Annotated in this window: 24 protein-coding genes; 3 read left to right on the top strand and 21 right to left on the bottom strand. The window is 35.6% G+C overall.

Features of this window, described 5'->3' with window-relative positions; all coding sequences use genetic code 11:
* Positions 1-2: 2 nt before the first annotated feature.
* The 16 genes from LACWKB10_RS00780 to LACWKB10_RS00705 all read right to left on the bottom strand — a co-directional run bounded on the left by LACWKB10_RS00780 (position 3) and on the right by LACWKB10_RS00705 (position 18,345).
* The gene (locus tag LACWKB10_RS00780; protein WP_052060227.1) at positions 3-995 is read right to left on the bottom strand and encodes an AraC family transcriptional regulator; all 993 of its coding nucleotides are present in this window, start codon (positions 993-995) and stop codon (positions 3-5) included.
* Positions 996-1,153: 158 nt separating this feature from the next.
* A complete protein-coding gene (gene rny, locus LACWKB10_RS00775; RefSeq protein ID WP_152560546.1) occupies positions 1,154-2,782 on the bottom strand; it encodes a ribonuclease Y in 1,629 nt (542 codons plus the stop codon).
* A gap of 134 nt (positions 2,783-2,916) precedes the next feature.
* A complete protein-coding gene (gene recA, locus LACWKB10_RS00770) occupies positions 2,917-4,029 on the bottom strand; it encodes a recombinase RecA (protein WP_034977431.1) in 1,113 nt (370 codons plus the stop codon).
* Between the two features lie 146 nt (positions 4,030-4,175).
* The gene (locus LACWKB10_RS00765) at positions 4,176-4,841 is read right to left on the bottom strand and encodes an ABC transporter permease (RefSeq protein WP_034977428.1); all 666 of its coding nucleotides are present in this window, start codon (positions 4,839-4,841) and stop codon (positions 4,176-4,178) included.
* The gene (locus LACWKB10_RS00760) at positions 4,841-5,746 is read right to left on the bottom strand and encodes an osmoprotectant ABC transporter substrate-binding protein (RefSeq protein WP_034977798.1); all 906 of its coding nucleotides are present in this window, start codon (positions 5,744-5,746) and stop codon (positions 4,841-4,843) included. Before LACWKB10_RS00760 ends, LACWKB10_RS00765 begins: the two co-directional genes overlap by 1 nt.
* Before the next feature lie 43 nt (positions 5,747-5,789).
* On the bottom strand, positions 5,790-6,413 hold the full coding sequence (locus tag LACWKB10_RS00755; RefSeq protein ID WP_034977425.1) for an ABC transporter permease: 624 nt from the start codon (positions 6,411-6,413) through the stop codon (positions 5,790-5,792).
* A 2-nt stretch (positions 6,414-6,415) separates the two neighbouring features.
* Positions 6,416-7,594 carry an ABC transporter ATP-binding protein gene (locus LACWKB10_RS00750; RefSeq protein ID WP_034977422.1) on the bottom strand — a complete coding sequence of 393 codons (1,179 nt, stop codon included), beginning with the start codon at positions 7,592-7,594 and terminating at the stop codon, positions 6,416-6,418.
* Positions 7,595-7,754: 160 nt separating this feature from the next.
* Positions 7,755-8,315 (bottom strand): CDP-diacylglycerol--glycerol-3-phosphate 3-phosphatidyltransferase, encoded by a 561-nt coding sequence (pgsA, locus tag LACWKB10_RS00745; protein ID WP_034977419.1) that lies wholly within the window; start codon positions 8,313-8,315, stop codon positions 7,755-7,757.
* Between the two features lie 24 nt (positions 8,316-8,339).
* Entirely contained in the window at positions 8,340-9,467 is a 1,128-nt protein-coding gene (locus LACWKB10_RS00740) for a RodZ family helix-turn-helix domain-containing protein (protein ID WP_034977416.1), read from the bottom strand.
* A gap of 64 nt (positions 9,468-9,531) precedes the next feature.
* Positions 9,532-10,260, bottom strand: a complete 729-nt coding sequence (ymfI, locus tag LACWKB10_RS00735; protein ID WP_034977413.1) for an elongation factor P 5-aminopentanone reductase — start codon at positions 10,258-10,260, stop codon at positions 9,532-9,534.
* Positions 10,261-10,421: 161 nt separating this feature from the next.
* Entirely contained in the window at positions 10,422-12,872 is a 2,451-nt protein-coding gene (locus tag LACWKB10_RS00730; RefSeq protein WP_034977410.1) for a DNA translocase FtsK, read from the bottom strand.
* 19 nt (positions 12,873-12,891) lie between these two features.
* Positions 12,892-13,284, bottom strand: a complete 393-nt coding sequence (locus LACWKB10_RS00725; RefSeq protein ID WP_034977408.1) for a DUF1149 family protein — start codon at positions 13,282-13,284, stop codon at positions 12,892-12,894.
* A 1-nt stretch (position 13,285) separates the two neighbouring features.
* The gene (locus LACWKB10_RS00720) at positions 13,286-13,843 is read right to left on the bottom strand and encodes a tRNA (cytidine(34)-2'-O)-methyltransferase (RefSeq protein WP_034977405.1); all 558 of its coding nucleotides are present in this window, start codon (positions 13,841-13,843) and stop codon (positions 13,286-13,288) included.
* A gap of 44 nt (positions 13,844-13,887) precedes the next feature.
* Positions 13,888-15,114, bottom strand: a complete 1,227-nt coding sequence (locus tag LACWKB10_RS00715; protein ID WP_034977401.1) for an AI-2E family transporter — start codon at positions 15,112-15,114, stop codon at positions 13,888-13,890.
* A 13-nt stretch (positions 15,115-15,127) separates the two neighbouring features.
* Positions 15,128-15,508, bottom strand: coding sequence for a PTS glucitol/sorbitol transporter subunit IIA (locus tag LACWKB10_RS00710; RefSeq protein WP_034977398.1), 381 nt, complete (start codon positions 15,506-15,508; stop codon positions 15,128-15,130).
* Positions 15,509-15,588: 80 nt separating this feature from the next.
* On the bottom strand, positions 15,589-18,345 hold the full coding sequence (locus LACWKB10_RS00705; protein ID WP_034977395.1) for a cation-transporting P-type ATPase: 2,757 nt from the start codon (positions 18,343-18,345) through the stop codon (positions 15,589-15,591).
* 170 nt (positions 18,346-18,515) lie between these two features.
* Between LACWKB10_RS00705 and LACWKB10_RS00700 the strand changes: the two genes are divergently transcribed.
* Positions 18,516-19,550 carry a lactonase family protein gene (locus tag LACWKB10_RS00700; RefSeq protein ID WP_034977392.1) on the top strand — a complete coding sequence of 345 codons (1,035 nt, stop codon included), beginning with the start codon at positions 18,516-18,518 and terminating at the stop codon, positions 19,548-19,550.
* Between the two features lie 66 nt (positions 19,551-19,616).
* On the opposite strand, the gene LACWKB10_RS00695 is transcribed toward LACWKB10_RS00700, so the two are convergent.
* From LACWKB10_RS00695 to LACWKB10_RS00685, 3 genes are read right to left on the bottom strand one after another with little or no spacing between them, the layout of a single operon-like run.
* Positions 19,617-20,507, bottom strand: coding sequence for an RluA family pseudouridine synthase (locus LACWKB10_RS00695; protein ID WP_034977389.1), 891 nt, complete (start codon positions 20,505-20,507; stop codon positions 19,617-19,619).
* Positions 20,494-21,300, bottom strand: coding sequence for an NAD kinase (locus LACWKB10_RS00690; RefSeq protein WP_034977387.1), 807 nt, complete (start codon positions 21,298-21,300; stop codon positions 20,494-20,496). Before LACWKB10_RS00690 ends, LACWKB10_RS00695 begins: the two co-directional genes overlap by 14 nt.
* Positions 21,300-21,929, bottom strand: coding sequence for a GTP pyrophosphokinase family protein (locus LACWKB10_RS00685; protein ID WP_034977384.1), 630 nt, complete (start codon positions 21,927-21,929; stop codon positions 21,300-21,302). Before LACWKB10_RS00685 ends, LACWKB10_RS00690 begins: the two co-directional genes overlap by 1 nt.
* Positions 21,930-22,282: 353 nt before the next feature.
* On the opposite strand from LACWKB10_RS00685, the gene LACWKB10_RS00680 reads away from it, so the two are divergent.
* Entirely contained in the window at positions 22,283-22,906 is a 624-nt protein-coding gene (locus LACWKB10_RS00680) for a CYTH domain-containing protein (RefSeq protein ID WP_034977382.1), read from the top strand.
* A gap of 73 nt (positions 22,907-22,979) precedes the next feature.
* A complete protein-coding gene (locus tag LACWKB10_RS00675) occupies positions 22,980-23,600 on the top strand; it encodes a DsbA family protein (RefSeq protein ID WP_034977379.1) in 621 nt (206 codons plus the stop codon).
* Here the strand turns inward: LACWKB10_RS00675 and LACWKB10_RS00670 are convergent.
* Together LACWKB10_RS00670 and LACWKB10_RS00665 are read right to left on the bottom strand one after the other, a co-directional pair.
* Positions 23,586-24,428, bottom strand: a complete 843-nt coding sequence (locus LACWKB10_RS00670) for a competence protein CoiA (protein ID WP_034977377.1) — start codon at positions 24,426-24,428, stop codon at positions 23,586-23,588. The genes LACWKB10_RS00675 and LACWKB10_RS00670 overlap by 15 nt on opposite strands.
* Before the next feature lie 73 nt (positions 24,429-24,501).
* Positions 24,502-25,227 carry an adaptor protein MecA gene (locus LACWKB10_RS00665; RefSeq protein ID WP_034977375.1) on the bottom strand — a complete coding sequence of 242 codons (726 nt, stop codon included), beginning with the start codon at positions 25,225-25,227 and terminating at the stop codon, positions 24,502-24,504.
* Positions 25,228-25,287: the final 60 nt, after the last annotated feature.

The following is a 25,287-nucleotide window of genomic DNA, read 5'->3' as shown; positions in this document are numbered from 1 at the left end:
AATTAAATTGCATTTATGCTATTAGACTGTAAAATCTTTTGCAGTCTGTATTCTCTAACCGTTAATCCGGACCATTTCTTAAAAGCTTTATAAAATGAGGCAACACTGTTAAAACCGACTAAAAAACTTACCTCAGCAGTATTTAAAGTTTTATCTTGCAGCAGGTTTTGTGCCAAAATTTTTTGCACAATACTAAGTTGCTTTTTAAATGTAGTACCCTCATTTTGCAACCACCTTTGTAATGTCCGTGAAGAAATACCTAATTCACTTGCTACATCATTTAGTTGAAAATTGCCCCCAGCAATCAGCTTAAAAAGAGTGTTTTGTACAACAGCCGAAATTGGAGGGTTGATATTTAATTTTTTGATGTATTTTTTTAAACCAGGTTCAATAAAGTTCCACATTACGTCGTTCTTGGTCATAAATGGCTGCTCTAAATCATGTTTTTTAAACACCAAATAATTGTCTAAACTATTTTGAGCTTCAACACCTAAATAACTATTAATTTGCGATCCATATTTGTATTTGCTACCAATAGATACAGGAACAATATTTTTATTTGTTCCAGCTCTAATCAGACTAACTAAAGAAATTTGATCAACTAGTAGACTAAAACGTGAGAATTTACGATATTGATCCAGGTATCTGATATGAATTCTTAAATTTTCACCTTCTTTAAATCTTCCCATTTCGATTGGCCCTATAAGCTGCTGATAGGTTGCCAACCGAGAAATTGCCTGTATTCCGTTTTTACTTGATAATGAAGCAAAATATGGAGGAACAAACTGGTAAAAATTTTGAACATCACTGCAAGCCAGTAACTGCTTATCAGTGGCTTCTTTATCAAGTACTTGAAATACGTGTGAGTTTTTTATCCATTTAGCATTAAGATATTTATCCATCATGCTAGAATCAAGCAACCCAGAAATTGAATCAAATGGATAACCTAACTCTTGTAAAAAGTCTTTTAATTCAGTTGTTATCTTTTGGTTCACGGTATATTCCTCCATTCAATTCGTATTGTATACCCTTTCATTTTATCAAAATATGTTCAATTGCGATAATTTATGTCAAAATATGCCACATCATAGTTGAATTATAATAAAACGAACAAATAAAAAAGGTTGAATTTTTAAAAATTCAACCTTCTACTTTACTTCGCAATTGATACAGCTCGTTTTTCACGAATAACTGTTATTTTAATATTACCCGGGTAATCAAGTTCCTTTTCAATTTGGTTACGAATGTCTCGTGCCAATACGGTAATACGATCATCTGAAATTTTATCAGGCTCAACCATTACGCGAACTTCACGTCCGGCTTGAATAGCATATGCCTGTTTAACTCCATCATACCTGCTAGCTATTTCTTCCAGGTCAGTAAGTCTTCTAATATAATTTTCCAAACTTTCGCTTCTGGCACCGGGTCTTGCAGAAGAAATTGTATCCGCTGCAACTACCAATTCAGCAATAAACGATAACTTCGGCACATCTCCATGATGTGCTGCAATTGCATTAACAACCACATCCGGCTCATGATACTTCCTAGTCAATTCCACGCCTATTTCAACGTGTGAACCTTCAATATCATGGTCGACTGCTTTTCCAATATCGTGTAATAATCCCGCGCGAACCGCTAATTTTTCATTTAATCCAAGCTCCGCAGCCATTGTCCCAGCTAATTTTGCAACTTCAATTGAGTGACCTAAAACATTTTGACCGTAGGATGTACGGTACTTAAGTCTACCCAATATTTTAACCAGCTCAGGATTCATTTTATGAATTCCCAGCTCCATTAGAGCGCTTTCTCCAGCTTCGTAAATGTCATCATTTACCTCTTTACGAGCCTTGTCGACTGTCTCTTCAATTCTAGCCGGATGAATTCTTCCATCCTTAATTAAACGCTCCATTGCCCTTTTAGCAATTTCACGTCGAATTGCATCAAAACCACTTAGCGTGACAACTTTAGGTGTGTCATCAATAATTAGATCCACCCCGGTAAGTGCCTCAAAAGATCTGATATTACGCCCTTCACGACCGATAATACGACCCTTCATTTCCTCATTAGGCAAATCAACGACTGACACTGTAGTTTCGGCTACTGTATCAGCAGAACTGCTTTGAATAGCATCAATAATTATTTTACGTGCATAGTGATCCGCCTTGGCTTTTACTTCTGCATTACTATTACTAATCATTTCTGCTCGTTCTTTAACTAATTGGTCTGCCAATTGATTTAAGACGAGCTTTTTCGCCTGCTCCTTGTCTAAATGAGCAACTTCGTAAAGTTTTTGTGTAGTCTGTTCGACCAATTCATCAGCCTTTTGCAATTTAGCAGTTAATTCAGTTTGCTTTTGTTCCAGCTGTTCATCTTTTTTAGCTAAATCTTCCTCTCTTTCTTTTAGCAAAGAGTTTTTATGATCGAGAGTATCCTCTCGTTGTGTTAAGCGATTTTGATCGCGTGCTATTGTATCACGTTTGTCGTTTAATTCATCTTCAACTTTTTGTCGATAATCTTGAATTTGTTCTTGAGCTTCAAGAATTTTTTCCTTTTTAGTGTTTTGCGCACTTTGTTTTATAGCGTCAGCTGCCTGCTTCTGTGCATTGACTTCAGCCTTAGCAGCGTCGACTCGTGCTTTTGCTTCGGTTAAAATATGATCGGCATCGTTTTGAGCATTTTGGGCTTTCTTCTCCCAAATTTTTTTACGTATAGCGTATCCTACAACTGTGCCTACTATAATTGAAATAATAGCAATCGCGACGGGAATCAAAAATTTATTCATCATGATTTCTATCGCCTTTTTATTTTTTTAGATTATTCACACAATATTAATGATAAAGAACCACGGGGATTATGTCAAACGTCATGAAAAAAACCTCAACCAGTTTTCACAGGTCGAGGTCTATTTCTTCATAGTTAGCTACTTTTGCTGTCAGCTTCTTTTTTATCAGAAGCTTCCTTTTCTTTACTTGCAACTTTCTTAGCTTTTTTTTCTTTTATTTTTTCTGGATCTTCTCTTTCAGCTACGGATTCTTCATCAATACCAAATGCCTGACGAACTTGCTTCTGAACATCATCATAAACATCAGGATGATCTTCAAGATACTTTTTTGCATTTTCACGACCTTGTCCAATTCGTTCATCATGATATGAATACCAAGAACCAGCTTTAGCAATAATGTCCTTGTCAGCGGCCATATCCAAAAGTTCGCCGCTTTGCGAGATACCTTTACCATACATCATATCAACTTCGGCAACTTTGAATGGTGGTGCAACTTTATTTTTAACAACTTTAATTTTTACACGGTTACCAGTAATTTCACCGCCAGTTTGCTTGATTTTTTCCGCTCTTCTGATTTCTAGGCGTATAGTAGCATAAAACTTGAGTGCACGACCACCTGGTGTAGTTTCAGGATTACCAAACATGATCCCAACTTTTTCACGTATTTGATTAATAAAAATTGCTATAGTTTTAGTCTTATTAATATTACCTGAAAGTTTACGCAATGCTTGACTCATTAAACGTGCTTGCAGTCCAACGTGACTGTCACCCATCTCGCCGTCAATTTCAGCTTGAGGTACAAGTGCTGCAACTGAATCAACTACTAAAATATCAATTGCACCACTCGTAATCAATGTGTCCGCAATCTGCAATCCCTCTTCACCAGTGTTGGGCTGGGATAAAATTAGTGAATCAACATCAACACCTAGTGCTTCTGCATAAGCAGGATCCATCGCATTTTCAGCATCAATATAAGCAGCGGTGCCGCCTCTTTTTTGCACTTCAGCGACCGCATGTAAAGCTACTGTCGTCTTACCAGAAGACTCTGGTCCGTAAATTTCTACAATTCTACCACGGGGATAGCCGCCAACTCCTAAGGCCGCATCAAGAGCAAGCGAACCTGAAGGAACAGTTGAAATTTTGGTGTCAGCTTTATCGCCCATACGCATGACGGCGCCTTTACCAAAATTCTTTTCAATTTTCTTAAGCGCATTTTCCAATGCAGCTTGTTTTTCATCTTTGGCCAAGACTCTTGTCCTCCTATAAATAGTTTCATCATTTTAATACGTAATAATTATACTTTGCTTTAGTGTATATTTGCAAGAAAAAAGGCGAACAAATGTTTATTAATTTTGTTCACAATAATAGTTACGCAAAAACCAGCAAAATTTTTTTAGTTTGCCTTTTTTAATCCCTTTGGTTCTAAAATTTTTTGCAAGAAGTTCAAAATGACATCTGCCAAAATTGCCATTAAAGCTGTAGGAAGAGCACCGGCCAGTATAATTGCACTGCCGTTGGTAGCATTAGTGCCACGGATAATAATATCACCTAACCCGCCAGCACCAACAAATGAGCCAATTGATGTAATACCAATAGCTATTACTAAAGCGTTTTTTAAACCTGCTATAATAACTGACATCGATAAAGGCAGACGAACCATGTAAAGCAGCTGAAACTTTGTCATACCCATACCTTTACCAGAATCAATAACATTTTTATTAACATTACTCATACCAGTATATGTATTTTTTATAATAGGTAAAAGTGAATAAAGTGTAACAGTTACAATAACAGTCATAACACCTAAACCCAGACCAATCATTACAATGGACAACAGAGCCAAAGATGGAATAGTTTGAATAAAGTTGGCAATTTCAACAACAAAGTCACCTAAATGACCATTGCGGGAGATAAAAATTCCTACTGGAATTCCTATAATTGCAGCAAATAATACCCCATATATTGAAATGAGAAAAGTACGATTAAATTGTTCCAATACGTAACTGCCATTATGGGCATAATAATAAATAAACTGCTGCCACAATGATAAATGAGACATTATTTCTCCCCCCTAAAGTAATTATGCTTTACTAAAAATTGATGTGCAACAATAGCCGGCTCAAGCAGCTTATCATCAACTTGAAAATTCATTTTACGAATATCATGAACACTCACATTGCCAACTAACCGTTTCAGTATTGGCTTTAATTCAGGATGCTCGCGCAACAAATAATTATTGATTAACATCCCACAATTATATGGTGGAAAGAAATGCTTATCATCTTTGAGAAGATGTAAATTATAGCTGTCAATTCGACCATCTGTTGAATAGCCCAAAATGACATCCATTTTTCCACTATTCAAAGCAGAATATACTAAACCTATGTTCATAGGATGGGCTTTAGAAAAAGTCATTCCATATGCTGTTTGAAAAGCCGGATAACCTACTCCTGGGGCATTAACCCACTCCGATGCTACACCAAAAGAAAATTTGTCTTTAACTTTCTTTAAATCTGAAATTTTATAAAGATGATATTTCTTTTGATCTTTTGCTCTAACCATAAAGGCATAATTATTAGCAAAACCATAGGTATGCAAATAAGTTTGGTCCCATCTCTTTTTTACTTCTCTGCGAACTGTATCATTTGCCTTCTTGGAATCTTTAATTGCAGGTAAGAGCAAATTTGCTGTTAACTCGCCACCATCATACGCGGCTGCTTGTATATCAGCATCATGACGATACAATGCCTGGTGTTGCATAGGTGCAGATCCCAAATTATTAACAATGGATGTCTTGTATGAAGTTTCGTGCTCAATTAATTGAGCAACAATATTAGCCATAATTTGAGATTCAGTCGTTGTTAGTGCCGTAATTCTAATGTTTTTTTCACTGCCCTGACTATCAGAAAGTCCCGGTAGACCACAAGCACTAGTAGTAAGCATTACGAGCAAGGCTGTTATCATTAACAATATTTTTTTAAAATACTTTTTCACGATGAACGCCTCCTTATATTCCTTTTGGAGTCAGCTTACGTTCCAGCTTGCCCAATAGGTAATCTGTAAGAAGAGCCAAAATGATTACAGGAATTGTTCCTCCAAAAATGAGATCCGTTTGGTAGAGACTAAGCCCGTTAAAAATAAAGTCTCCTAAGCCGCCAGCTCCGATATACGAAGCCAGAGTTGCCCAGGCAATTACATAAATAGCAGAAAGTCTAATTCCTGCCATAATTACAGGCATGGCTAAAGGAATATCAACTTTTAAAATAAGCTGCATATTAGTCATGCCTAACCCGCGTGCAGAATCAATTGTATCTTGATTTACATCAGTTAGTCCTACGTATGTGTTACGTAAAATTGGCATTAAACTATAAAGAAAAAGAGCTATAATTGCTGGTACTTTACCAACACCAAAAAATGGTATCATAATTGCTAGAAGCGCCAAAGCTGGTATAGTTTGTAACATACTGGCTATTGCTATTACCACTTTAGCAATTCGCTTAAATTTCATTAATATAACGCTCAGTGGAACTGCAACTAGTATTCCCAGTCCTAAAGAAATAGCAGAAATATATATTTGTTGCCAAGTTTTTACTAATAACTCTGAACCGTGTTGTGCAAAAAAGGCTGACATTATTATTTCGCCTCTTTTTCTGAAGAACCTTGCAGGTGACTTTTATCGCCCCATATTTTTTCATAAACAACATTTACCAAACTAGCTCGAGTGACGATTCCAACTAATTTTTTATCTGAATCTGTTACTGGTATGTAACTCTTATTACGACTCATAATCCGACTAAAATTATCACGTAGATATTCCTCAGGACCGACAGTCCCTAGTTTTGTAATCAATATATCGCTGACGCTACTTGCTTTAGGGTAATTGCGTTGCAAATCATCAATTGAAATGTAACCTTTAAGATGGTCTCCATTATCAACTACTAAAAGCGTATCAACTCGATGCTCCTTCATCATAGTTAAAGCATCAGTGAGTGAAGCACCTAAATCAATTTTTGTTGGATTAGTCAGCATCACATTTTTAACTTTTACAGTTTCATATTTTGCTTCTGACAAGCGCTCCTCACCAATCAAGCTCTTAACGTAGTCATTTGCAGGTTGATGTAAAATCTGATCCGGTGTTCCTACTTGAATTAACTGGCCATCATGTAAAACAACTACTTTAGTTGCAAGCTTTAACGCTTCGTCCATATCATGTGTGACGAAAACTATTGTTTTGCCTAAGCGCACTTGTAAGTTTTGAACCAAGTTCTGCAAGCTTTCACGAGTTATTGGATCGAGCGCGCCAAATGGTTCATCCATTAATATCAAGTTTTGATTTGCCGCAAGCGCACGTACGACACCTATTCTTTGTTGCTGACCACCAGATAGCTCTGTTGGGTATCTGTCTAAATATGACTCAGGCAACTCAGCCATTTTAATAAGCTTTTGTGCTTCTCCAGCCAACTTTTCTTTAGGCCACTTTAATAATTTTGGTACTAAAATTATATTTTCTCTGATGGTCATATGAGGCATTAAACCGTTATTCTGAATAACGTAACCGATATGACGCCTTAAATTGACAGGATTGAAACTTTTAACATTCTTGCCGTTAACAAGTACTTCACCTTTAGTTACACTGTTCATGCGATTTATCATACGCATTATAGTTGTCTTTCCTGAACCGGAGGTGCCAATCAGGCAGCAAAAATCACCTTTTTCTATTTTAAAACTAATATGTTTAACAGCTGCATTTTTCATCTTAGGATATATTTTTGAAACATCCCGAAATTCAACTGCTGGTACTTTTTCTACCATAAAATTTCCTCCTTTTCCAATATTCCCTTAATTTAATCCTAACAAGTAAATGTAACTTAATCAACAATCTGTCTTTTCAACAGCAGTTTATATTAAAAATAATGCACAAAAAAACACTACTAAAAGTAATGCTTTTTTTCTATATTAACTTTTCATTAATTTACATTGAACCTTCGAAAACATCCCATGAACTGTGGAAATAATCCCAACCAGAATAAATTGTAAAGATTAATGCAATGTATAGCAAAATTGTTCCTATGTGATAGAAGTTTCCGATTAACAGGAAAATAATTGAGAGCATTTGACAAGTTGTTTTAATCTTGCCAGGCATTGCTGCAGCCATAACTTGACCCTTGTTTTCTGCCAATATTAAGCGCAAACCTGTTACTGCTAATTCACGGCAAACTATAATAGCGATAATCCAGGCAGGAGCCAGATTTAACGAAATCAACATAATAAAAGCAGTCATAGTAAGCATTTTATCTGCCAGCGGATCCGCAAATTTACCAAAATTGGTAACAAGGTTGCGTGATCTGGCTATGTGCCCATCAAACCAATCCGTTGCAGATGCCACTGCAAAAACAATAGCTGCAATGACTAATTTCCAATAAACAGTTGTTCCTGCAACCTTAACACTAGCATTGCCACCAAAAATGACAATTAACATAAAAACTGGTATCAATAATATTCTAAAAACCGTTAACTTATTAGGCAAATTCATTCTTAACTTTTCCTCCCAAAATAACTATCTTTCATTACTATCATTCCCACCGGAAGAAGTGCCTCCAGAATGACCAGATTCACTACTGTGTTCATTATTATTTGACTGATTGCTATCATGACCTGACTGATTATTATTCTGGTTACTCTGGTTATTATTTTGATTACTTTCTTGGCTATTGGATGAACTAGAATTATTGTTGCCACTAGTACCATTATTAGTGCTGTGACTGCCAGTTTGATTATGGCTCTGGTTTTGATGATTTGAATTACTATGTCCTGAATTATTGGTCGTAGTTCCAGAATTGTTCTGGTCAGTTTGAGTTTGATTACTTTGATTACTGTTACGTTTACCAATATAAAAGGTCAAAGAAAGATTCGAATTCTGAGCAGTGTATGGAACTTTTTTACCACCAATTGTAACTGAAGTCCCGACAGCATTACTGAAAGTAACAACGACAGTTTGAGCAGTTTCAGGAATCCTCAATGTGTGCTTTTGACCAGCAGTTAAAGTCTGACCACTTTGGTTAACGCCGTTCATAGCAATAGAAACCGTAGTAGCCTGATCACCAGCTCGCACAACCAAATTGCGATTATTTTTTAGACCAGTAATTTGGAACTGATTTGTAGCTAATTCTTTAATTTTTACGCTCTTCTTTTTAGGCTTCTTGATCTTTTGACGACGTTTATCATTATCTGAAGAAACTGATACATCACCCGCTGTATTATTATTTTCATTGCGGTTAGAAGAGAAATGAGCATAAACAACATAGCATACCAAAATAACAACGACTATTCCTAGGCCAACAATAATTCGTGGAAGGTAATCTTGCCATATCTTTTTCTTATTATTAGTTGTTTTGCTGACTTCTTCACTTTTATTGTCAATCGAATCTTCAACAAATTCTTCAGGCTCAGCCTTTGGTATATCCTCGTGATATTCACTTAGCAGCTTTTTACCATCCAAACCGACTATTTGAGCATACTGTCTGATAAATGCTCTTACATAAAAATCACCCGGAAGCTTATCAAAATCATTTTGCTCAATCGCCGTCAGATATCTGCCTTGAATTTTGGTTGCTTTTTCAATATCTTCAATTGAAAGTCCCTTAGCCTCTCTGGCACTGCGTAATTTATCTCCGATATCTGCCATAGTTACCTCTTTAAATCCTAAATTTACTCTTTGAGTATAACATATACTATATACTATTTTATATTTAAATGAGCCAGCCGCCACTTACATAAATGGTCTGACCAGTTAAATATCCAGAATTAACGTCCAGCAGCGTTTTAACCCAGTAGGAGATGTCTTTGCCCTCTGCTAAACGTCCAACAGGTATTTCGCCCCTAACTTCCTCCATTGCTTCTGGTGCTAATATTGAATTCATTGATGTGTTGACCGCGCCTGGTGCTAAAACATTCACTGTGAGATTGGCAGAAGCCACTTCACGAGAATATGCTTGTGCGAAGCGCTCAAGTCCGGATTTTGAAGAACTGTAGACAGCTTCCATAGCACTGCCTGTACCACCATAAACCGAACCTAAATAAACAATACGACTATAATCATTTTTTATCAAATGAGGTTCTAACAAGCCTGTTAATTTAATAGGAGTAATCAAATTTATATGCAAAACTTCATCAATTTTTGTCATATTTTGACTGCTAACAAAATTATAATCTGTAACTCCTTGGGCAAATACCACTGCGTTCACTGGCAAAAGCTCACTAACAAATCCTTTTAATTCGTCATTTTTAGCCAAAAAATCTAACTTTATAGGGATAAAGTCCTGACCGGGATATTTCTGACTCATTCCTTCAGCCATAGTATAGGCCTTTTGCCAATTTTGACTGCAATGAACATAAAGAGACCAACCGGCACTGGCTAAGTCAGCACAAATAGCTTGACCAATGCCACCTGTTGCACCAAATACAAGTGCTCGCTGCAATTAAAACATTCCTTTTATTTTATTTTAGTATGAAGATGACCATATAGCTAAACTAGTTCTTTAAAGATAAATTCAGTTATGTATTCATATTCAATTTTATTTTAACATTATTTTTTTGCAAATTTGAACTAATAAAACGACATGATAAACTTTCTTAAAAATTAGGTCTTGACCTCATCTTTTTTAGGTGGTAACAAAACTTGACGAGGCTTTGATCCTTCGGATGGACCCACAATACCCTTCTCTTCCATCGCATCAACTATTCTGGCAGCACGATTATAGCCTATACGAAATCTTCTTTGTAAAAGTGATACACTTGCTGTTTGTTGCTGTCTTACCAGTTCAACAGCCTGATCATAAAATTCATCCTCTGGTTCGTCATCTTGTTTTTCTGAATTTTCTTGACCTTTTTGCGGAATCATCCCTTTATCATATTCAGGCTTTTGTTGTTTCTTTACCCAAGAAATTATCTTCTCAACCTCACTTGAAGAAACATAAGCACCTTGAATTCGTTCAGGTTTGGAGGCTCCTACCGGCATGTATAACATGTCTCCTCTGCCGAGCAACTTTTCAGCTCCAGTTTGGTCTAAAATTGTTCTTGAATCAATACCACTTGAAACAGCAAAAGAAATTCGAGATGGTACGTTTGCCTTAATTAAACCGGTAATGACATCAACACTCGGTCGTTGAGTAGCCAAGATCATGTGAATTCCCGCAGCGCGCGCCATTTGCCCTAAACGAACAATTGCACCTTCAACATCGCGGCCACCAACCATCATCAGATCACTAAGTTCATCGACTACTACCAAAATATATGGTAATGGTTTCATTGCAGGCTTAGATTTATCTTGATTATTGAGTCGAATCTTATCATTAAACTCACCCACATTACGGACACCACTTGCAGCAAATAGTTTATAGCGCCGTTCCATTTCCTTAACAGCTTTGCCTAAAGCATTCGCAGCTAACTTAGCATCTGTAACTACCGGTATCAACAAATGTGGAACACCATTATAAACAGAAAGTTCAACCATTTTAGGATCAATTAAAATCAACTTAACTTGATCCGGCAGTGCCTTCATTAATATACTCGTTAAAATGGTATTGATTGCAACAGACTTTCCGGAACCTGTTGAACCAGCAATGAGAAGGTGGGGCATCTTAGTTAAGTCAGCTGAAATCGTTTGTCCGCTAACATCCTTGCCCAAAGGCACTTGCATAGGATCTTTCTTAGCTTTGTTATCTTGACTCTGCATTACATCTTTAAAAGCAACGACCGAAGTGTTTTTATTAGGCACCTCTATACCGATATATGGCTTGCCGGGTATAGGTGCTTCTATTCTTATATCTTTTGCTGCCAGGGCAAGAGCCAAATCATCTGCTAAATTAACAATCCTGCTAACTTTAACTCCAACAGCAGGCTGTACTTCATATCGTGTAATTGTAGGACCCAAAATTGCTTTTTTTATGATAACTTTGACGCCAAAACTTTTAAAAGTAGACTGTAAAGTTTGCGTATTTTTGCGAATAAGAGCCTTATCGGTACTTTGATCAACATTCTTAATGCTATCAAGCAAGGTTAAAGGAGGTTTTTGATAATTTGGACTAACTTTCTGATCTTGTTTAAGTTCACCATGATCAACAGATTCCAATTCTTGCTTAATTTTCTTATCTTCTTCAACAAAAGAATGTGATTTAGGTAAATTGCCACTGGTATTGTCAGTTTTGCTCTCTTTTTGATTATTATTTTGACTGGCCACCTGAATTTGTGGCTCAACTGGAGAATGTTCTGGCATATCACCAAATTCAGATTCATGCGAAACAGAATTGTCTACATCTGTAGTGTCTGCAAATTCTTCAGACGACTTGTCATTAACAGCAAAATCATCAACATCAGGAAAAACCATATTTTGAGAATCCGATGTCTCCTGTAAATTTTGAGATTGTTCATTCAAGTTCTTCTGTTGTTGTTTTTCTCTGAATGAACCATATTTATCTTTTATTTTCGTGCCAGCTGCCTTATTTTTAGCAATAAAAAGCTGACTAACCGTCTGAAATTTTTTAATTATAGTTGCAAACTTTACATCAAAGAACATCAAAATACCACACGGAATTAGTAGAATTGCAATTACTCGCAATCCTATATGACCTAGCAAGGGATAAAATATTTGGTAGCATAATGCACCAATTACTCCTCCACCAACATGTTTGGTAACAGCCATTCGGCCAAATTCAGCTGATATTTCATGCCAGAAAGCATTCATAAACGCATTATTTACAAATTCACTTTCAAAATAAACGCTGCTCTGAATTAATAAAAATCCGAGTATTGCAAAAAACAGACCACAACTGCGCTTAAATTTAAAGTGCATTGGCTTGTTGTAAATCAGCATAACCAGGCCAAAAATAATACAAATTCCAGCAGCTAATAAATAGGAATCTCCAAAAAAGAAACGAAAAACATTCGCAACTTGTTTACCAAGAATTCCAAATTTAACAAATGCCAAAACTGAAATAATAATTTGTACAAGGCCAAAAATTGCCCAAGTAATTCCAGTATTCTGATTTTTCTTATGAGACTTGGTGGTTTTTCTCCTCTTCTTTTTAGGCATAATACTACCTAATCAACAATTAAAAATTTGCTTGGAAGTTCAAATTAACTGGTTCATCCAAAGTAATTTGAGTAACTTCATAAGTAAGAGTTTCAATATATTCAACTAATGGCCGACTAAGCAACTTATAATCTGTCTTTTCAAGGTCGCTGCCATCACCAAAATAATCTTTGATTTTAACGATCTGACTAATCATTCCGCTAACCGAAAAATCACCCGGCGCTGGCGCCACGTCAAAAATAACAGTCACATCAAAATAATTGCCGTCAGAACCAGCATCAGTTGAACCATCATCATTTTGTTTTTCGACCTTTTTTAAGCCAAAATTTACCTGATCTTTAACTTCCTGGTCTTCATTAATATCATAATGAAAGTTTTTGACAATAACAGGAGTTTCTTTTTCAAATTCCATCTTATTTTCCTCCTAAATTTCTTTCATACCTCTCAGGGCGATTGTAGTTATCTTTTAATTTATCATTTTCATAATGATGTGTAGTTTCTAAATTAGGAAAACCTTGCTGACGCAATGCTTCAAGTAAAACTATCGCCACTGAGTTAGCCAAATTATAACAACGAATATTATCCGACATTGGTATTCTTAAATTGCGTTCGTAATATTCTCGCATAAATGTTTCTGGTAAACCAGTAGTTTCTTTGCCAAACACAAAGTAATAATTTTTCGCAGAATCTGTATAATCTATTTCCGCATAATTTTTTGAAGAAAATTTAGAAATAAGATACATTTCGTCTTGGGGACCGAGTTGACCTAGGAATGCATTAAGATCTTCATGTACCCGAACATCAACCTTATCCCAATAATCCAAGCCTGCTCGTTTCATTTTTTTGTTATCGATTTGAAAACCTAATGGCTCAATCAAATCAAGAACTGTATTAGTCCCGGCACAAGTTCGAGCAATATTACCAGTATTAGCTGGCATTAGTGGCTCATATAACACTACGTGATTAGTCAATCTGTTTCTCCTTCACTAAATTTTTAAATTTTTAATAATAAGAATTATTTTTTTGGCGCTTTTTCTTCTGATTCAGTGATCAAATTATTCTGATGTCCAGTGGCATCTTCGAAATCTTCATCATCTTCATCTTCTTTGAATACTTGAGAAACATTACGATAATAGTTATAAACACGCAAAATAATAATTTTTAAAATAGCATAAATTGGAATACCAAAAATGACGCCCCAAAGTCCCCAAACAGAACTTGAGCCTATCAATAACAAAATAGTGGTTACCGGGTGCATCTCCATCTTGTTTCCCATTACCAAAGGACTAATAACCCTTGACTCAATGGTCTGTTCGATTGCAAAAACAACCAAAACTTTAATTACCATTGGTACAGAAAGCATAATAGCAATCACGATTACAGGTATAAATGAAATAAAAGTACCAAAATATGGAATAAGGTTAAGAATACCGCTTAAAACAGCAAGGGCAATGCCATACGGAAGTCCAATGATACTGTAGCCAATGGCAAACATGATTCCGACCCAAAAAGCAACAGTAAGTTGTCCCCTAATATAAGATGCTAGTGCAGTATTAATATCGTAAAGAAGTTCACCAAAACTTTTCTGCCAACGCTTCGGTGCAAATTGCATTAAGTAAGGGCGTAAATTGTGAGCATCTTTTAACATAAAAAACAGAATAAAGGGTGCGGTAAGTAAAGTCATAACTATAATAGTAACAACACTAATTGCTGAAGAAATATTGCTAAGCGCTGCATTGACGGCCTCATGACCTGACTTAAAGAGCATATCTTGCGCCCTATTGATAGCATCATTAATATTACCCTTAACACTGTGAAGTTGCGGATTACTCAGCCAATCCTGTACCGCATTTGTAGCATCCTTCCAGATATGAGGCCAATGAGTAATTAATGAGTTAATTTGACTTTGAACAATTGGCAATAAAGTATTAACTATCCAAACGAGCAAAACTGCTACTAAAACAAATAATCCAAGAATAGTAACAATCCTTGGTACTTTGAACTTTCTCTCTAAAATATCTACTAGCGGATTCATAATATAAAACTGAATCAAAGCCAGCATTAACGGAGGAAGAATCGCACTTACAAAGACCTTAGCGGGATTTAAAACAAATGATATTTTGTTGAACAACCAAATCACAAGGAAGAACAACAAAATGTTTAGTAGTGCAATACTAAACCGATTATTCAAAAACCATTTTTGAAATATGGTTCTTTTTTTATGCTTTTTCTCGTAGTCCATCAAATCATCCTAATCAAATGTGCTCATATACTATGTCATCACCAATATTAAATTCAGGCATTGTCTGTTTATCCTCTATAGTGAAATACACACCGTTAGCAAGAGGATTTTTTGACTTTTTCTGGTTAAAAAACAGCGTTACATGACCTAAAGCTCTCATATCGCTGGTAACCATGGAACCGACAAAGTCAGCAATATAGGTCTGACCATCGATTGTAATTGTGTCGCCTTTTTTCATAATAAAACTACTGACAGGGGTTTGGGCATTAAATTTTTGAATTACCGAAACATCGACTAATTCGGGAGTGACATTTTCACCAAATAAAATCACCATATTACCCTTAGGCTCAATAGCTTGTTTACCAATTTTTGTAATAGTTGCTGTCCATTTCATAATTTGCTCTCCTTAAGCTTTAATTTTAGCATAACAAAAACCGCTTAACTAATATATAAGCGGTTTTCTTTGTTACTTCTTTATTTTTTATGATAAAGAAGCCATTTTTTAATTTCATCTATAATAACTAACGGTATTGGCAGACAGAATAAGAATAACCAGTCAACCGGTAATAACCTTGTCGTATTGAATAATTGCTGCAAGCCGGGAGTAACAGTTAAAGCCAAAAACAGAAGGATTTCGAATATAATTCCGTACCAGATATTACGATTGCTGAATATACCTTTCTTAAACAGAGAAACTTTGTTTGTTCTGCAATTCAGTACGTTTGCGATCTGCGTAAAAATGATTGCTCCCAAAACCATTGTAGTTGCACGCATATAAACTGGACCATCAGCAGCTAATGGCACATGAGGCCAGCCGTTTTGGAAATTCACAAAGAAATATGCACCAATTGATATGGCACTGGAAATCAAACCATACCACAAAAATGCTTTAATAATTACGCTTCTGTTAAGCAAGTGCTCATTACGTTTTCGTGGAGCTTGTTTCATGACATCAGGATCAACAGCTTCTCCGCCCAGTCCTAATGCCGGTAGCATATCCGTTCCCAAGTCGACTGTTAAAATCTGCATTACAGTCATTGGCAAAGGAATCATGCCTCCAGAAAATAGGAATAATATCGATGGAAAGGCCTCCGGTACATTTGAAGTCAAAATATAAGTTAAAAACTTACGGATATTGCTGTAGACGGCACGGCCTTCTTCAATTGCGGCCACAATAGACGCAAAATTATCATCAGTCAAGATAATATTGGCTGCATCTTTAGCTACATCCGTACCAGTCAAGCCCATTGCTATACCAATATCTGCCTGCTTCAAAGCAGGTGCATCGTTAACTCCGTCACCAGTAGAAGCTACAATTTCACCATTTTCCTGTAAAGTTTTAACGACCTTATATTTTTGTTCAGGAGCTACTCTAGCAAAAATCACTTCTCCTTTCAAAGCTTCTCGTAAATCTTCATTGCTCATGGTCTCTAGTTCATCACCAGATATGACTCGAGCCTTGTCAGAGGTCAAACCAATTTGAACTGCAACAGATTTTGCTGTCAACTTGGAATCCCCAGTAACCATAATAATTTTAATTTTTGCCTGGTGACAACGCCTAACGGCATTATATATTTCAGGACGAGGTGGATCACTCATTGTAGTCAAACCAACAAATATTAAGTGCTCCTCAGCTGATTCAATGGTTAACTTAGTAACATCAGTATTTTCTTTTTCCACAATTCGATAGGCCATAGCCATACTGCGAAGTCCTTTAGCAGCATAGTCGGCATTGTGTTTTTCGGCTCGTTTCTTATCATCGTCAGTCAGAGCCCGAACTTTGCCATCGACTTGAATTTGGTCACACTGCTTAATCACATCGCTAAAAGAACCCTTAGTAAAAATGATATATTGGTGATCATTCCAGCGATGAATAGTTGACATACGCTTTCTATTAGAGTCAAAAGGCAGTTCTCTTAATCGCGGATACTTAACCAAAACTTTTTGACGATCAAATCCTGCTTTTTCGGCCATAATAATTAAACAGGCTTCAGTTGGCGTCCCCAAAATTTTGGGTTTTCCTCCTTTGACCTTGCTGGGTTGAACAGCAGTATCGTTGTCCAAAGATGCTATTTGAACCAACTTATGCAAGTCGGGATTTTCTTCATACCACAACTGCTTATTGTTTAATTCAATCTGCCCATTATTGACATAACCATTGCCAGTAACTTTATATTCATTTTGAGGAGTCCAAATGTAATGAATAGTCATTTGATTCTGGGTTAAGGTACCCGTTTTGTCTGAACAAATAACTGTAGTTTCTCCAAGTGTTTCAACAGAATTTAATTCCTTAACCAGTGCATGTTTTTTGGCCATGCGTTTAACACCCTGAGCTAAGCTAAGAGTTACAGTAGGCAATAATCCTTCTGGGATAAAAGCTACAATCATCCCTAAAGCAAAAATAAAGGCTTTAGCAAACGGATATTTAACAAAGAAAATTGCTGCAATTAGGAACAAAATACCTATCGAAACAGCAATAATTGATAATTGTTTCGTTAGGCGGTTTAATTCTTGGGTTAGTGGACTATCGACCTTATTTTGCTTTTGTGTTAACTGCGCTATTTTGCCAAATTCAGTATTCATTCCCGTAGCAAATGCTATTGCACGAGCTGTACCTGAGCCAACTGTTGTTCCTGAATAAACCAAATTAGCTTCTGCGTAGCTGCCTTCGCCCGGTGCGTAATCCGTAGTTTTTGATTCAGGTACAGATTCACCATTTAGAGCACTTTGATCAACTTGCATTGAGCTGGCAGTAATTAGTCTGGCGTCTGCTGGAATAGCATTACCTGCTTGAAGAATAAAAACATCTCCGGGAACCAATTCTTTGGCATCAATCTGCGTTTTTTTACCATCACGAATTGCCTGAACATAAGTTGGCAACATATTATTTAAAGCATCTGTTGCTCTTTTAGCTGCCCTTTCCTGCCAAAAACTAAACAAACCATTAATAATGTTGACCATCCAAATGGCAATTCCCAATTCAATGGTACCGCTGAACATCGCAACAGCTCCGGAAATCCACAACAAGATTGCCATCATACTAATAAAGTTCTTAAAAAAAGTCTTCCATTCAGACTCTTCCTCAGACTTTTTAATTTCATTACGACCATATTTAGCCAATCTTGCGGTTGCCTCTGCAGAAGTTAAGCCTGCAGAAGATGAGTGAAGATTAGTATAAACTTCAGAAATATCATTCTTAGCATAAAGCTCTCGAATTTTATTTTCTTCCATTCCCAACATACCTCTTATTTCAAAACTTTCAATTTAAAATTAATAAATAAAGCCGACACCATACTTTAACACTTTTTGAAATGTTAAAGTCACTCAATATTTTTACAATTGCGTGTCATGCTATACTAATTATTGAGACAATTATAAATGAAATTGGAGGCTTTTCAAGCATGAAATTATTAATTGGAGGATATACCAAAAAAAAATCAACGGGAATCTATGAATTACCACTCACACTTGCTGAAAATGGATTGGAAATGCAAATGGGACCAGCTAAAGAAGTAATAAAAGTTGGAGGTCCAACCTATTTTGTTCAAGAAGGCAAGCTTATTTTTACTATTAATAACGCTGGCGATAAGGGTGGCATCAGCTCATTTGAACTCGTTGATGGTAAGTATCAGGAAAAAGATTCATACTTAACTCCCGGTTCGTCACCTGCCTACATTGGCATTAACCAGAAAAAGAAATTGCTTTATACTGCCAATTACCATACAGCAGTTTTAGCTGTATTCTCATTTGATGATGATGGCAAGTTAACTTTTTTGGATTCAGTGACTCACACTGCAGATAGCCTGGGGCCTTGTCCTGAACAAGCTGATGGTCCCCATCCGCATTTTTTTGATCAAACACCACAAGGAAATCTTGTAAGTTGCGACTTAGGAAATGACTGTGTTGATTTTTATAGCTTTAAAAATGATAAGCTGCATCATTTAGCTAAATATCAAAACGAGCCAGGCTTTGGCAGTCGCCACATTGTTTTCAGTCCTGATGGCAATTATTTTTATGTTGTTGGTGAACTTTCAAGCAAAATTAATTTAGTCAAGTTTGATGAGGTTAATTGGCAATTTAAGAGTATTGCCACTTATTCAACTATTCCTGATGATTATTCCGACCACAATGGAGCGGCTGCTATTAAAATTAGTAAAGATGGTAAATTTATTTATGCTTCCAATCGTGGTCACGATACTATTACTGTTTTTGCAGTCAACGATGATCACACTTTACAGTTGCGTCAAAGAATCTCAACCTTTGGCGAATTTCCGCGAGATTTTAACTGGGATAAAGACGAAAAATATGTAGTAGCAACTAATCAAAATTCTGATAATGCTACTTTATATACCAGGGATGCGGAAAATGGCTGTTTGACTCCTGTGCAAAAGAATATTTTTGTTCCAGAAGGAACCCGCGTGCTTTTTAGCGAATAATTTTTCCAAAACAAATAAAGAGTTGTCTAAAATAATGACAACTCTTTTTTATTACATGTGCTAAAACTATTTCGGAATATTCTGCCATAATTCTTGCATATCAATTGGATCAGGGATCTCAATACTAACTTGCCTTTCTTTACTGAACGGATCAGGAAATTCTAAGTAAAAGCAATTTAATGCTTGTCGTTTGAAATTATCTTTTTGCCCATATAATGGATCTCCATATAAAGGATGACCAAGATATTGCATGTGCAAACGAATCTGGTGAGTTCTCCCGGTATAAAGGCGTAGTTCTACTATACTGGCATTTTCTTTTTGTGCAATCACTTTATATGCCGTTTTTGCTTTCTTGCCAGTGGGTTCAATACTACGTACAATCGAAGTTCCTTTTCGTCCAATTGGCTGATCTATGATGCCCTTTAGTTCGTCTAAACCAAAATTACCATGAACTATTGCATGGTACTTTTTAATAAATTTATCCTTTTTAAGCTGACTAAAACGTGCATGCGCAATAGCATTTTTACCAACTAAAACCAAACCAGAAGTGTCACGGTCAAGTCGCGTTACAATATGTGGCTTGATATTCACACTTTTTTTGCGCTCAAAATAACCTAAAATTTGGTTAACGAGTGCGTTATCATCATAGCGGGAAGGAATCGATAAAATCCCTGCAGGCTTATTAACAACCAGGTAGTTTTCAGTTTCTTTAACAACCTCAATAGGTTTTTGGGAAGGTGTGAGCCATGGATTATGCTTTTCCTGACCCGGAATGAAAATCACTTCATCGCCAACATGTAAAATGAAGTTTGTATAGCGCCTTTTATGATTAACAAGAATCATGCCACCCGCATTTTTAGCATTATTGACAGCTCTTTTTGAAAAACCATTCTTTAATAAAAAAATCCCCAGTTTTTTGGGGGCCTTTTCATCTACAGTAACTTTAAATAGTGTCATCGTTATCTCCAATAAATGCACTTTGAACCCTTGACCAAAAATGGGTATGTCCAAACCTGTCAAAATGAATTTCCTTACTAGAAATACGGTAATTAATCTTTTTAGCATTTCTAATGTTAATGCGACGACCATCAATGGTCATTACAAAATGATCAGCTTTAGGAACTATGGTAACACACTGCTGGGGAGCGAGTACAATTGGTGATGACAAAGATCTAAAAATACTATTGTTAATAGAAGCTATTTCTGCCATCTGTAAGGCTTTAAGTCTCGGATGGATTACGGCACCACCAAGCGATTTATTATAACCTGTTGAGCCGGTTGGAGTTGAAATACATAAACCATCTCCGCGGAAATTTTCAAATAACTGATCATCAATGTAAACTTTAGCTTCAAGCGTATGTGAAATGCGCTTTACTGCTGACTCATTTAAAGCTAAAAAGTGTTTCTTTTCATTAGCTTCAGTTAGAAGTTCCACCTCTAACAGCGGATAGCTGGCAGACTCAGGTTCTCTTAAAAATAAAGCATCCACCATTTTATCAACTTCAGGACCACGCCAATCAGTATAAAAGCCCAAATGTCCAGTATGGATGCCGATGAAGCGAATTGAACTGATTTGGTTTTCATATCTGTGAAAAGCATTTATCAACGTTCCGTCTCCACCGACCGTAATCACTACATCTGGATACTTGGCATCAAAGACAACGCCCTCTTTGGTTTCTAACAATTTTCGCAAGTGCGCCACTACCTTTAGTGTCTCCTGATTGGTGTTATGGGCAATTGTAATTCTCATTATTTTTCCTTACCCTTGTTTTTGGTAAAAACTTTCTGAGCTTCTTGCACTTCATCTTTAATTAATGACATTTCTTCATCAAGCTTATATGCCGTTTCTGCAGTAGATTTTAGTCTTTCAGAAATATCTTTAGGATAAGAACCCTGATATTTGTAATTGAGAGTGTGTTCTACCGTTGCCCAAAAGTTCATTGCCAATGTTCTAATCTGAATTTCAGCTAGTAATTTTTTGGGACCAGTCGGCAAATAAACAGTATATGAAATAACCATATGATAAGAGCGATAGCCCGAAGGTTTGGCATTTTTCACATAATCACGTTCTTCAATGACTTCCATGTCGGCACGTGTATGAATTAAGTCTACCACCTTATAAATATCATCGACAAACTGACAAACTATTCTAATTCCCGCTATGTCTTGCATATCAGTTTCAATAACGTCGAAACTAATTACACGTCTTTTCATTTTTTCTTTAATTGAGTCAACAGTTTTCACCCTGCCGACCACAAATTCTATAGGTGAATGTTCTCCCTTTTTCAAGAAACTTTGTCTTAAAGAACGAAATTTCACCTTTAATTCTCGCACAGCCTCTTCATATGGCCATAAAAAATTATCCCAGTCATAATTCATAGAAATAACCCTTTCTCAAACAGCATATTCATTTTAACATAATTTATATGATAGCAATTTCATATGGTCATTTACCTTAATAAAATAATCCCTGTTTTTCTATAAAGGTGCCTAAAGCCTTATTACAAAGTCTTTTTTCTTGCACATTAAACCTTTTGATATTATGATAAATTTATTAATTTCAATTAGGCTATACTATCATAGCTTTAGCACTTATTTTACTTATTTAGAAAATTTTAAAATTTAATGACATTTGTTTTTGATTTTTAGAAACTACTTTTGAAAAATATAGATTTTGCTACAGAATATTAAAGTATTTCTTTCATAAACAAAATTGAATGGAGTAATATTAAATGTCTCAAAATAATGAAATTGAAGCAAAAATCATCTTGCCTAAGGCAATATACCAAAAACTTTGTCATGATTTTCCAGTAAAGCAAAGCTTTACACAAGAAAATTATTATTTTGATACTACTGACAGTTTGCTAAAACAATATAACATAAGCTGTCGCATTAGGCTTTTTAGTGACCATGCAGAGCAAACTCTGAAGGTTCCAAATAAGAATCCCATACAACACGATTTTCATGAAGCAATAGAAATTAATGATTCCTTAAAATTAGATGAAGCTAAAGCATTAATTAAGCATGTAGCAAAAGGATCGCCTATAATTTTTAAGTATAGCGTAGGAGAATATTTGGATCAGAAATTTTCACAGAAGTTAAAACTGCATTTACAAACTTTCTGCAAAACTCACCGTATATTAGCGAATGGACCACAAAATTGTGAACTGACTTTTGATGATAACACTTATCCAGATAACTACGAAGATTTTGAGCTTGAGATTGAAAACCATAATCCAGATTTAATCGAGCAGATTCTTGCAGAATTAAAAAAAGAGTATAAATTTACACAAAATTATACTAATACTAACCAAGCAAAAGTTGCACGCGCTTACATACATCGTGTTAGAATATGATTGAGTGAACTTTTTAAAAGGGTAGATATTTAATCATTTTATACTTAACAATCAGTATTGGAGGAGCCTGATCATGTTCGAGATTTTTCTTTTTGTTAATCCCGTTGGTATTTATTGTTATGATACGGAAGTTTTAATCAAAGACGCGATTGATGAACTTAATATCAACTCTTCTTTTCATTTTGTTCCGATCATAAATTCAAAAGTAATAAAAGAGGACATTATTAGAAGAAAAAATAATGGCCAGAAAATAAAAGATATACCGAAGTATACAATTGCTTCTTTCCAGGCTTTACGGCACTACAATGCAATCAAGATAGAATATGGCAACAAGAAAGCACGTGCTTATTTAGTAGCTTTACAGCGTGTTATGAGTACCGATTTTAATAAATACTCAGAAAGTTTGCCTAGAGAAATTGCGCAAAGTTTAGACTTGGATTTTAGTCGCATTAATAGCCGCAAAATTGCCCGCTATGTTGATGATTCAATTCAACAAGACAAAGATCTTGCGCGTAAATTCAACGTCCGCAATTTTCCTACTACTATTATTTTTAATGAAAGTGGCAATTATAATGGTGTAATGTTAGAAGGTATTCTTGCACATGATAAACTGATAAAGCTTCTTAAGGATAATGGTTGTGTTGCCAGAGAGCCAAAAAATTATTACCCTGTACGACATTTACGGTTGATTTAAATATTTACTTACATTATCCGGCGAATTTATTTTACGAAAATTGTTAAAAACCCAAAGCGGCAAATCATCTATGGTTTGTCGTTTTTTATATAACAAATTTGCAATTTGTATGCCTTTCAAGCTTTTATGTGCAAGCTGCATTTGCAAATATTGTTTTTGCTGTTTAGGATTAACATGATATTTCTGTAACAATGGCTGAAAATGCCATAATTTTTTTAAACCTTTTGCACCGATACCAAATTTTTCTTCTTGAAAATGAACTTTATTTGTTAGCGGCTCAAGCAAAACGTTATATTTTAACCGAATAATCTTTTTAAAAGGATCAATCTCTAAATAATAATCTTGCCAAAAATTATTTTTACGAAAGAAAATGAGTTGAGATTTTTTCAAGTTTTGTAATAAAAAGTGCCTCTTACCAACTATCCATATATCCTTAATGCCTATTTGTTTATATAAAAAATGGCGATGTCGAAATTCTGACTTATTAAGAGGAGCACACTGAATTTCAAAGGCTAAATTTGAAGATGCCAATACATCAGCTCGCAATTGTCCATTAGCAAGACTGACCTCTGATTGAGCATTAAAATGTACCTCTCTCAATGCTTGAGTCAGTATTCTTTTACTTTGAGCATGTTCTTTATTTTCCCCGCATAAGTTAATTTCAGATGGTATATGTTTAAAGTAGGGTCGCTTATCTTTACTTACTAATCGCATTTCTCGTTCACAATGTGGACAAAAATAATGTTTTTTAATTTTATTGTTACTTTGGGGCAACTTGGCTTCCTCAATTGCTAAAACCAAAATATTATTTAACAATGCTGCGTACATATTTATCACCTAAGAATAAATACGCAAAAAGGCAGGGTTTTACCTGCCTTTTTTATTCAGCTATTTTGCTATTTTATTTAATATCACTAAAATATTGGCGTAATCGGTCTAAAGCATCATGAGATAACAAACATTTACCATTTGTTCGCACGCGAGCCATTTCACTTGTCTTTACTTTTATACCATATTCGTTTGCAATTGCCCATGCATCTGCTGGCTTTATTTCTGAATATTCTTGATCAGTAAAAATCAGCTCTAAATAAAATTTACCTCGTTCGAAGTATAGGCTGGAAGATAAATCACTTGCTTCAAGACTGTCTGCTAATTCAGTTACCTGATCAAGATCATTAAAGCAGTAGGCCTGTTTTTTCTGCAATTTCCAAAACTGTTTCTTAACCTTAGGTTGAGAAGAATCTGCTGGCTCACTTGAATCTTCTTTATCTTCTTCCTCATTTTCAGGTTCAAGGTCGAGAAAAGATTTGCGAGCATCATTATTTTTTTTATTGTCGTTGTTGGCAAAATCATTATCAAATAATTGAGCAAGATTATTACGATCTTTTTCTGTAACTTTAGTGATTAGTAAATCAAGTCCACCATTATTAGGCATCACTTGAAAAGTTACCGGTGCATCCTGACTAAAAGAGTGATCAGTATCAATTTCATCCAAAATTGAGTAAAAGAAATGCTGGATTTTATTTTTATCACCTAGTAAATCCAAAACTTTGAGACCACGATTAGCTAACTCTTGTTTACCTATTCTCACGCGAATCGTATTATTGTTTATATGATCTACTTGCATGAGTTCTCACCTCCATCAGATTCTTTGTTCTATTGTAGCGTACTTTGCTAATAAAATAAA

It is taken from the genome of Lactobacillus sp. wkB10 (assembly GCF_000760615.1).
In the GTDB taxonomy this organism is placed as follows: Bacteria; Bacillota; Bacilli; order Lactobacillales; family Lactobacillaceae; genus Lactobacillus; species Lactobacillus huangpiensis.
This window is presented reverse-complemented; position numbering and strand designations above follow the sequence as displayed.